The organism is Acetobacter sicerae, assembly GCF_011516765.1.
GTDB lineage: Bacteria > Pseudomonadota > Alphaproteobacteria > Acetobacterales > Acetobacteraceae > Acetobacter > Acetobacter sicerae.
The window spans coordinates 13,234-24,105 of sequence record NZ_JAAABN010000016.1 but is presented as its reverse complement, the minus strand read 5'-3'; the positions used below and the strand labels follow the sequence as shown (position 1 = coordinate 24,105).

At 58.8% G+C, this 10,872-nt stretch carries 7 protein-coding genes; 6 read left to right on the top strand and 1 reads right to left on the bottom strand.

Annotation, left to right across the window (positions count from 1 at the left end; all coding sequences use genetic code 11):
* The first annotated feature begins 10 nt into the window (after window positions 1–10).
* The 4 genes from GVI59_RS14565 to GVI59_RS14550 are packed head-to-tail and all read left to right on the top strand — an operon-like array spanning window position 11 to window position 4,586.
* Complete coding sequence (locus GVI59_RS14565) at window positions 11–616, top strand: hypothetical protein (protein ID WP_082770829.1); 606 nt, start codon at window positions 11–13, stop codon at window positions 614–616.
* Between the two features lie 3 nt (window positions 617–619).
* The gene (locus GVI59_RS14560) at window positions 620–2,962 is read left to right on the top strand and encodes a type IV secretory system conjugative DNA transfer family protein (protein ID WP_173574900.1); all 2,343 of its coding nucleotides are present in this window, start codon (window positions 620–622) and stop codon (window positions 2,960–2,962) included.
* The gene (locus GVI59_RS14555; RefSeq protein WP_173574899.1) at window positions 2,959–4,272 is read left to right on the top strand and encodes a DUF1173 family protein; all 1,314 of its coding nucleotides are present in this window, start codon (window positions 2,959–2,961) and stop codon (window positions 4,270–4,272) included. Before GVI59_RS14560 ends, GVI59_RS14555 begins: the two co-directional genes overlap by 4 nt.
* Window positions 4,269–4,586, top strand: a complete 318-nt coding sequence (locus tag GVI59_RS14550) for a hypothetical protein (protein WP_173574898.1) — start codon at window positions 4,269–4,271, stop codon at window positions 4,584–4,586. Before GVI59_RS14555 ends, GVI59_RS14550 begins: the two co-directional genes overlap by 4 nt.
* Window positions 4,587–4,629: 43 nt before the next feature.
* On the opposite strand, the gene GVI59_RS14545 is transcribed toward GVI59_RS14550, so the two are convergent.
* Complete coding sequence (locus GVI59_RS14545; RefSeq protein WP_173574897.1) at window positions 4,630–4,794, bottom strand: hypothetical protein; 165 nt, start codon at window positions 4,792–4,794, stop codon at window positions 4,630–4,632.
* A 56-nt stretch (window positions 4,795–4,850) separates the two neighbouring features.
* Here GVI59_RS14545 and GVI59_RS14540 point away from each other — a divergent pair, with 56 nt between their 5' ends.
* Window positions 4,851–5,657 carry an abortive infection family protein gene (locus GVI59_RS14540; RefSeq protein WP_173574896.1) on the top strand — a complete coding sequence of 269 codons (807 nt, stop codon included), beginning with the start codon at window positions 4,851–4,853 and terminating at the stop codon, window positions 5,655–5,657.
* Between the two features lie 757 nt (window positions 5,658–6,414).
* On the top strand, window positions 6,415–10,587 hold the full coding sequence (locus tag GVI59_RS14535) for an NACHT domain-containing protein (protein ID WP_198912163.1): 4,173 nt from the start codon (window positions 6,415–6,417) through the stop codon (window positions 10,585–10,587).
* The last annotated feature ends 285 nt before the right edge of the window (window positions 10,588–10,872 follow it).

The window sequence follows — 10,872 nt, the reverse complement described above, 5'->3', positions numbered from 1 at the left end:
GGACGCCATCATGACCCGCATCATTGTTCATTCCGATGGCCGCGCTCCCGTCACCATCGAACTGGATGGGGCCGGAACGCAGCCTCTCCACCTTCATCTTGGCACCGCTGTCGGGCAGGCAGAAACGAACAGCTCAGTGCCGGCACTTCCCGCGCCTTCGACCGGCCCGCGACGGGCGTGGAAGAAAGCTCTCCCGGCACTCGTCGCCGGAGGACTGGCCGCCATCGTCATTCTCGGGACACGTCCGGCGATGATTCCTGGTCCCGATAACGCCGATACTGCGACAGGAAGCGTTCCGCCACAGGCGACTCTTCTGCCCCCGCTGCCGGGATCTCCTGTGTCGGCTGGTGGGGTGCCGGGAGTGGCATCCACGTATGTTCCAGGTGCCCGGATACCTGGTGGAGGTAATACGGTCGGCGGCATGACCGGTCAGACGCCCGGAGAGCGGATCGAAGCCGCCCGCCGCGCCATGACACAGCAACCTGTCGTCGCCTTCCCGCAGCCATCAGGCGGGGCGAAGGCCGCACCAGCGGCAGCGGTCGCTCCCGTGGCCCCGACAGCACCCGTTGCGCCGACAGTCGGAGCTGAAAAATCTCCCTTTGGCCTGGAAAACTGAGCGATGGTGAAACGCGAGATCGGTGGTCCGCAGGCCCATCAGCAACTGAAACACGGTGCCACCTATCGCGATACGCGCCCCTTCACAGCGCGCCTGGGAGAGGAACTGCGCTCCAGTACGTCCGGGTTTGTTCTCCTGATTTTAGCAGGGCTCTGCGTGCTGGCTCCCGTGACCGTCGGGATTATCTTTCCGCTTGCCCTCGCCCTGACCCTCTGGGTCATCACGCGCCGTCCGGTGCTGCCGTTCCACCTGCCAAAATATTCCGGTCTGAAGGATGCGCATGATCTCGACCCGAAAACGCGGCGGCCACGTCCGGCAGCCGGGATCATGTATCTCGGCACGGATGGCCTGACCGGTCAGCAGCTCTGGCTGTCGTCGGACGCGGCACGTCAGCACGCGGCCGTTCCCGGCACTACCGGCGCCGGCAAGACCACATCCGCGATTTCCCTTCTGGCCAACCCTCTGGCGCACGGGTCCGGTTTCATCCTGATCGACGGCAAAGGCGACAACACCGTTCACGGGGACGTTCTCGCGCTGGCTCGGCGCTTCGGTCTGGATGATCAGGTCCTCAACCTCAATTTCCTGACCGCAAGCGGAATCCGCCAGTCCAACACGTTCAATCCGTTCGCCACCGGAAACGGTGACGCCATCCGCGAGATGCTGGTCAGCCAGCTCGGCGAGCCGTCGAGCAACGACGCGAACGGCGTCTTCCGGGATCGTGCGGTCGGGCTTGCCGGAACGATCGCACCCGTCCTCGCCTGGATGCGCGATACCCACGGCGTGCCGATCAACATTGAAACCATGCGTTACGCGATGGAACTGCGCTGGATCGGCACGCTCGCCCGGCATCGGGTGTTCCTGATCCGCAATCCCGGCTCAGACCGCCCCATTGAAGTCAGCGTCCCGGAAATCCCGGATGACATTCTCTATCCGGCCCAGGCCTATCTCGGCGAACTGCCCGGATATGATTCTTCGCTCGCGTGGAACGAGCAGAAGGAGAACAAGCCCAGCGAACAGCATGGCTACGCGAAAATGTATTTCACCCGGGTTTTCACGCAGCTCGGCGTGAGCCTCGGGCATATCTTCCGGGCACAGATCCCCGACATCGACATGCGCGACGTGGTGCTGAACCGGCGCATTCTGGTTGTCACCCTGCCGGCGCTGGAAAACTCGTCCGATACGCTGGCTGGCCTTGGCAAGATCGTGGTCGCAGCCGGACGCGGTGTGATGGCGCAGCTGCTCGGTGCGCGTCTCGACGGACCGGCCGAGGAAGTCTTCAAACTCAAGGCGGGATCTGGCGATGCGCCGTTCCATTTTTTCTATGACGAGCTTGCTGCCTATGTGACGGACGGCATGGATCGCCAGCTCGCCATGGGTCGTGGTCTGAACTGCATGTTCTGGCTCGGCTTTCAGGACCTCCCCGGTCTCACGACACGCATCGGCGACAAGGCATTTACCCTGCTCGGCAACGCCAATCTCACCCACGCCATGCGCCTGCAGGACGCCATGCGGACGCGGGAGTGGATAGAGAAGCAGAGCGATCGGATTGAGGTCAGTCAGGCCATGCATTTCGAGGGCAACTCCGCAGGAAGCTACCGCGAGGGGCGGGGCGCGGAAGTCCGGGAAGTGGCCCGTATCCCATGGGCGGATCTCCAGGGGCTGATCGAAGGCGAAGCCATCACGATGTATGCGGGCCGCATCGTCCACTCGAAAACATTCTTTGCCGCTGTCAACGGACGCGCGGGCGCGATCCGCATGGCCCAGCCGGTCATGCTCCCCTCGACGCTGGACCTGAATCGGGTCGCCCCGGATCAGCAGACGCTGGCCCTTCTTGCCACGATCGAGGGCGGCCTGTTCCAGTCCGAGCTGACGACGCCCCGCCACGAGCCGGACGTTCTGGCGCTGCAGGAAGCGGTCCCCCGCTTCGGTACAAGCCCCGAGGAGATCCGACGTAACTTCGGCAAGATTGCCGAGGTGGTGGCCGGCGCCTCGGGGCAGCTTCCCTGCGCCAACGATGACGGCGAAGGTGAGGACAACGGCGATACCGAAATCCTGACCCCGTTTTCCTACATGCTCCGGGACGCCGCTGCCGTTCGGAGAGAAGGATTCCGGGCCGCACCCAGAACACTTCCCCCAATCGACGGCCAGCTTCTGGGTCGTCTGGAAAGCATAGAACGGCGACTGGACCACCAGCCCGGCGTCGCCCGGCGTCAGGCGCTCCTCATTCTCGGCGTCCGTGACGCCCTGATAAAGGGCGAGCGGAAGGAAGAGGCGGGTGTTCCAGGTCTCACCGAGAAAGAGATTCTCGCGCGAATCAGAACTCTGCGCGAGAGTACGGCCGCATGAGTGACACAATCATCATCCTGCCAGGCGGCGAGCGTTTCCGGCTTGAATGGCGCCAGAGCGATCCCGAACGCTGGGAGCGCCGCCTGAAGGCGAAATATGATGAGAGCCGCAAGGCGGCGCGGGCCGACAAGGCACGATGTCTGTGCCGGCATCGCGGCGCAGTCCTGCCGCTGCAGATCCGCTACCGGGCCGACAGTGACAGCTATCATCTCGCCGTCTGGCCAAATGAAGGGCCGCTGCATGAGAAGACATGCCCCTTCTACAAGCCCGACCCCGGGAAGAGCGGCCGTGCCGGCTATGTGTCCGGTGTGATCCGGGAAGAGGAGGACGGGGATGTGTCCGTTACCCTCTCCATCGGTCTGCGTCGGAAAGGACCGCCGCAGCCGGTCGATGAAACGCCTCTGCCTGCTCCCGACCGGCCGGGTCGAACCAGACAGCGCCGAATGTCGCCGCTCGGACTGCTCAATCTCCTGTGGGAGCGCGCCGGCCTCGCCGAGTGGAAGCCGCAGTTTGCGGGGCATCGCACCATGCCTGCTGCTCTTGGGCGGGTGGCCTCGGCCGGAACGCGGATCAGGACACAGAAAAGACCCCTGTCCGATCTCCTTTGCCCGGTCGCCCCGGATCACGAAGGATTTGCGCGGCGTCTACACGCGATTGTCCGGGCTGAAGGAAAGGAAAACCACCTTTTCCTGGCCGGGTTTGTCGATGCTATCGAACAGGGGCGCGGGAACGACTTCACTCTGACTCTGACCGGCCAGCGCAACGGGTATCGCTGTTTTCTGACATTGCCGGCCGCCGAGAGAAACAGCCTCGCCCGGTCGCACCGGCTGGCGGCCGCAACGCTTGCACTGCCAGAGGCAGAGCGCCAGGCACGGGTGGCCGCTTTGCTCTATGTGACCGCGCAGCACATCACAAAGCCGGACAGTCGCTGGAAGGGCTGGATTCAGGCGGAAGTCAGGACGGCTGCTCTGATGACGGTCTCGCCAGAAATGATCCCGGTCGAGAGCAGTTATGAGCTGGCGGTCGCGGAAGCTCTCGTGGCGGCGGACAGAACTTTCGAGAAACCACTTCGTTTCGATGCCGGGGAGGATCTGGTCTTTCCGGACTTCATTCTCCAGGACACCGTCAGGAGTGCCGGCTATCCCATGGAAGTCTTTGGACGCACGGATGAGGCTTACATGGCCCGGCGTGCGGAGAAAGAGGATTACTACAACACCACCTTCGGGGCAGGAGGCTGGTGGTCATGGGACGCAATCACACGAACCGGCATTCCTGCTTTTCCGCCAGCCCGAAACAGAGGCACCCCATGACGGCAATTTCGGTTGATGACGTCCATAATGCTCTCGCTGAACTGATCCGGATCGAGCCGGATACAGATTCAGTCGAGACGATCGAGGCTTATCGCGACCACATAATGCAGTATCGCGAGGAGGAGACGTCCGCGATGGCAGTGCTTCGAGGTTATGCCCGGCAGTTTGCCGGCGACATCGTCGCCCTGAGAGAGCGGTATTATGCTCTGTCAGGCGACAGGCGCTACCGGCAGGAGACGACGGGCAAGGATCTCGGGGTCGTAACGGCAGCTCTGAAGGATGCGTGGTCCGTGGTGCCGGGTTGGCAGAACTGAGAAGGTAACGCGTTTTGCAATGACGGCAGCTTCCGCCTTCATGTCAGTCATAGACGCCAACGGACAGTTTTTCCGCACAGCGGACATCAGCAGCACGACGTCTCTTGGCCGAGTTGGGCGGATGGCCGAAGTCGAAAACGCTGCGGCCCGCGAGGGCGGCGATGACTGCTTGACCCAAAGCTGCGCCTTGTTGAAAAGAGTCTGCCATTTCGGGCTCGGGGCAAACATGTTCCCCGGCCTGAACACAGTCTAAGGACGATGCGAATGATGAACTGGCTCGAGCAAGTCAAATCATCGTCTGATGACGATGTACTCGACATGTGGCTGGTCGATCAAGCATTAGATATGACGCAAGGTTACGTCCTTGACTTCACAGATGCCTCTTTCAATGACTTCATCAGGCGCAAGTTTCAGGTCGATGTGACCGCGCCCATGTACAAAACCGAAGGGACCTCGAAGGCTAAACGCCTTCGGGCATTTCTTCGTGCTCTTATTCCCGGAGCACAAGCGGATGTGCTGGAAGCACTTTGGAATTATCGTCAGTCGATTGTTGCCCGCAACTACCCAGACAGTCTCGAGCCGCACACGAGGCTCGCTTTCGTTGAAATGATAGGTCGACTAAGGGGCGTCAGTCAGACCATCAACCTCGAGATTGTCGAGAAATTCTCGGACGACTCAACGCTAAGCGAGTTGGTCGACGCCATTCAACGGGACATCCAGGCCAGCGCTCCGCATGCCGCGCTGGACAGGCTGCACACTTATGCCATGAAAAAGTTTGCAGATCTGCTTGCTAAAAAAGGCACACCTACAAACGAAAACGAGGCTCTCCATGCCCGTGCCGGCCGCTACATAAATGGTTTGAACCAAGCGGGACAGATTGGTGACTATTCCGCAAAAATAGGCAAGTCAGCAGTTTCTATATTCGAACAATTCAATCCGGTTCGTAACAAGCAGAGTCTTGCTCATGACAATCAGCTTCTTGCAGCGGCTGAGGGCCAGTACGTATTTGAAACAGTTCTGAGTCTAATGCGCTTCATTAAAACCTTAGAAGGCAGTAATTTCGGTCGGTGATCGCTTAAATTTGCCTGATTATAAGATCAACCATCAATTCGGAGTCCTTCGTGTCGTTACCTAGCGCGACAACATCTTTCAGGTGCATTAGTTCCTACTCGTAATGATCGGATTGTGCGCGTAGCGGTCATCACACATAACGGCTGAAAATATTGTCTGGGCACTACAAACCGGACATCCTGCTCCCCCCCCAAATCTGCCTGTCGGCTTCAAGAATTAAGCAGACTGGCGGCAGTCGCCGTCATCCCGGTCGTCTAGGCGGTTGGAAGAGTTTCCTAAAAGCCGACATGATTCACGCTCTTCCAGCAAAGGCGGATAACGCACTTACGCACGCATTCTACCCAATCGAGGTTCAAGTCTCGTCAGGCGAGCCGGGAGCGGTGGCTGAGGCGATGCGGAGTTGGTCGGCTCTCATCGTCAGCCTCTGTCGTAGTATCATCAGGGTCTAAGAACCGTTGCTCACCTGACGGTTGCACCTCGGCGCGTCGCGCTGGATGGTATAGTGTGCTGGCTACCGCTCGATCAGGCAATGTAATTTAGGCAATTCTTATCAACGATGGTCAAGAACGCGAATAGAGACGAGTTCAGTCGGGCGACGAAGCGAACTATTGAAAGACAAGCTCGGGGTCATTGTTCGAACCCAATGTGCCGTCGTCTCACGAATGGCGCCACGTCTGATGGCGCCAGCGAGATCAATATTGGCGTAGCGGCGCACATTTGCGCTGCTGCGCCAGGCGGCCCCCGCTATGACGAAAACATGACGAGTGAAGAGCGGCGTGGTGCTGATAACGGCATCTGGCTATGTGACGTACACGCGCGTGCTGTCGACTCGAAGGACTCGAAATTCACGGTCGAAGAGTTGCTGGACTGGAAGAAGCGCACGAACATAGATTCGTGGCGCAGTGTCATACACAACTTGCCCTTTGGGCCGGGCATGCAGGAGCCGACTCGCGATGAGCTGAGAGATCGGCTCCGCACAGCGGCAACTGCCGATCTGAGCGTTTTCCGGCGTACCGCAAAATGGCCGGGCACCTCCATCGCGCTTACATTGAAGGTCGATCATGTTGACGAGCCCCTTAGTACACGAGCGCTTGCTAATGCCGTTACGACCTTCGATGACCTCATTCTGGTTGCCCCGCCTGGGATGGGCAAGACCACCACGGTGTTTCAGGTCGCCGAAGGCGTCCTTGAAACTGGCAACGGCACGCCGCTTATCGTGCAACTCGGCGAATGGGCGACTGACAGTGACGGACTCCTTCTCTCGATCTTGAAACGTGCCGCGTTTGCTGATGTCTCAGAATCCGAATTCCGCACGGTTGCCGCCAAATCCGGCGTAGTCCTGTTGTTCGATGGATGGAATGAACTGGACGCTGCGGCACGCGAGCGTGCACGGGTTCAAATTTCCAACCTGAAGGCAGAACTGCCCGAACTTGGTTTTGTGATCTCCACGCGCAAGCAAGCTCTCGACATTCCATTCATCGGAACGCGCGTCGATCTATTGCCGCTTGGCGATGAACAGCAATTGGCGATTGCTCGCTCGATGCGCGGCGAAGCCGGCGAGCGGCTCGTTGATCAGGCTTGGCGCACGCCGGGCGTCAGTGAACTGATAACGATTCCGCTTTATCTGACGGCGCTGTTATCGCTGCCAGAGGGCACTCCCTTCCCGACGACGAAGGAAGAAGTGCTACGCCGCTTTGTCGCTGCACAGGAACAGGAAGCGAGTCACGCGGCTGCGCTCCGGGCCGTCACCAATGGCTTTCACCAGAACTACATTGGCGGGCTTGCTGTTTTCGCGACAGCAAAAGCAAACACCTCTATCAACGATGCTAACGCGCGCAGGTCTGTCAGCGATACGGCGCGAATGCTAATTTCTGAGGGACAACTATTCTTCCCAACCTCGCAGCCGGATGTCTTGCTTGATACGCTCGTTAGCAATCACGTCCTGATGAGATCAGGAGACACACCGGGTTATTCCTTCCAGCATCAACAATTCCAAGAGTGGTACGCCTCACATAACGTTGAGCGTATTATGCTCCAAGCCGCTGCCGATCCGGCAGCCCGAGAGCAGCTTAAGTCCGATGTGTTAAATAATCGCCCCTGGACCGAAGCCATTCTTTTCGCGGTCGAGCGCGCTGCACGTGGCGACCCTGCGCATAAGGTTGCTTGCAGCGCAGCCATCCTTTCTGCCCTCGAGGTCGATCCTATTCTGGCGGCCGATATGATCTTTCGCACGACTGACGACGTATGGGCGCCGATTAGCACCACCGTTTACGACTTCGTGGCCTGCTGGCACGCCCCAGGCAAGCTGGATCGGGCAGTGCGGTTCATGATTACGTCTGGCAGGCCCGAGTTCGTTGAACTGCTCTGGCCTCTGCTGACTCATGAAAATGTTCAAGTCCACCTTGGCGCACTCCGCGCTGCGAGTCGATTTCGGCCGTCTGTTTTGGGAAACGATGCCATCGATCGCATCGCGGCCCTACCACCTGAAATCCGCAAGAATGTCTTGCACGAAATTGTATTGAATAGCGGGATGGAAGGCCTCGATCTGGCAACTACAATTGCCGAGAAAGACGGCGATCCTGAGGTGAAAGCACTTGTTGTGGCCGCGCTGTCGTTTCGGCGCGCCGACCGGCACGTCACCGATCTCCTTAGCAATGCAGACGACGCGACCTACGATATTCTTGCGGAGCAAGGCCATCTCAACGATATAACCGATGAAGTCGTGCAGAAGGGTCTTGAGGCTGCACGCGCCAGACGAAAATCGACAAGGCGAACGCCGCGCGAACGCCTTCGCTTATTCCTTTATGGACAAGGCAAAGGTGATAACGGCGAAGAGATCACCAATCTTATCGCTGAGATGGATATCAACCGGAAGGACAACGGCGAGCAGCGCTTGCTTTACGAAGTACGCCAACACTACCCGCAAGCGCTCGCGGACGGTCTGCTTCGCCGCGTTCGCGAGAGCCGCGAATTGTTTAATGGGGCGGACGATATCCTCGCCGCTGCGGCGTTCTCACTGGAAGACAACGCAGTGCTGGACATCGCGCTCCAAGCCTCCAATTGCCACGACGACCGGGCCGAGGCCGCATCCTCGGTCCTTGGGCCGCAGGCGGTTGGCAAGATGATCGACGCTTTTCTCCTCGCGCGTACGCGTGTGCAGGGTGCCAGCGGCAAATACGACCAAGCTGCAAGCGAGCGTTATTCTGCATTACGCGAGCGCATCTGCCATACGCCTGGAGCTAGCCTTGTTTCTGCTGTGCAGGCCCGAGCGGACAGCGCCACGAACGAACAAATCGAGGAACTAGCTGGGCTTTTTTCCCGCGACACCTACGGTGATAGTGAGCGTGCGCGTCCCTTTAGCGAGGAAGGCTTGGCTGCAATCGGCACGCTGGCGCAAAGATGGGGGGATCGTCTACTTGCAGTGGAGAACACCACCCGGTCACAGAAGTCTTCGATTGCAACGCTGATCAGCCACGCGCCGTCCGTTACGCTGTTACCGATCCTCAAGCGACTGCTGGACGACAATTTACGCCGCTACCGTAGCTTTCGCGAAATAGCGAAGACCAGCGGTTTGCGCGATCGTGACGCGGTGCGGGAAGCCCAACACCCGTACACACATGAGTATCAGCGCGCGTTCATGGCGATTAGGACGCCAGAGACCATCTCGATGATGGGCGAGTATCTGCTTGACGAAAATTTTGGCGAGTTGGCTGCCAAGGTAATCGCCGCACATTGGTCGGAGGCCAACGAACCCAAAGACGACAGGAACTTTTTTGGTCGCGTGGATTTCTCGAACGTCGAAGCTCGCCGCGTCGCCCGCGCTGCAAACCCCGCCGAAAGCTGCGCAGAAGCAGACATGATTTTCGCAGCGGTCGAAAAGCTTATCATCGAAGGGACCACAGAGGAGCAGAAGCGGCTGGCGGTGTCCCTTGGGATCGTTGGCGCTCGGCTGCCGCATGGCGCGCGTGTAGCAACCATCGAAAAGCTTATCGCGCTTTCGCCGAAGCAGAGGCGTGCAAGTCTGCTTCTCTCGCTGGTTCTCTCCGGCGAAAATATCGGCATTAAGTCCGTCGCAGAAGGAATTGCTGAGACTGTTGAAGTTACGAAGGAAAAAGCATGGATTCTGCAGCCGAGCGAGGTCTATCAACTCCGGGGTTGGTTGCGGCTCCTGCCTTTCACCACGCCTGTGTCAGAAATTCCAAAGATTGTGCAGGCACTCCCCGACGCTCAGCGCAATCCGCTCATGCTCGAAGAAATGGTTGGTGGGCTTGGTAACGCGTGTACCGACGATGCCGAAGACGTATTGTTCGAACTCGCCGAAGATGACCCGCGGTTTTATCTTGATCATCAATGGCAATCGTCTGTCTTGCAGCTCGGTACGGTGTCGTCAGCCCGCCGCCTCATCGACCTGATAATGAGCGGCACGCTGAACGGCAAATCTCGGGACGAATGGCGGTGGCGAAGCGAGTTGGCCAGGTTGATTTCCAAGCATCAAGAATTACGCACTTATGTACGGGAAATCTTGGAGGAATGTCCGACGAACGAAGCGACGGCGCTGCTCGCACATACGGTCGGCGAAAGCCCCGAGGCTGACGACCTACTTATGCTGGTCGAATGTGAGATCAAGACCGGGCGCCTGTTTCTAAACTGGCGATCCATCCAGCTAGCCGTCACCGAGCAGGTCTCGTCCAAAGATTGGCAGGGCGCATATAATATTGTGGCTATTCCCGCTGTTGAACTACGCCAAAAGCTTCTGGCGCTAACGGACAGCGTCCCCGCCGATGCTCCCCCCGCCCGCTGCCTAAACGCCATCGACAAGATACGAGACGAGTACGGTGCGCCTGAAACTGAGCCGCGCCACCCCGATCTGGCGTCAGGCCGAACGTGGCCGATTTTGACGCTTGATGCAGATGCGAAGGGCGGCGATTAGTAGGATACGTTTCAGTTGGCTAGGGAACTGTGGGAAGGCGTTGGCGGTTTGCTCGAGGCGGCGCCAGTCATAATGGTTCAGTCAGTAATCTATGACCTCTTTGGCCTTGCGCACTTACACTGAAATAAATTTACTGGCGCTTGTATGTCTTATGAGCAAATGTCTGCTTTCAGAAAGTCTCATGGGTTATTTGAACGACTGGAATGGGGTGAAGGCCTTCGCGAGGGTCGTCCATGTGAGTGTCCGGTTTTACCAATCACCCCGCACAAAGCCGACATTCTGCTG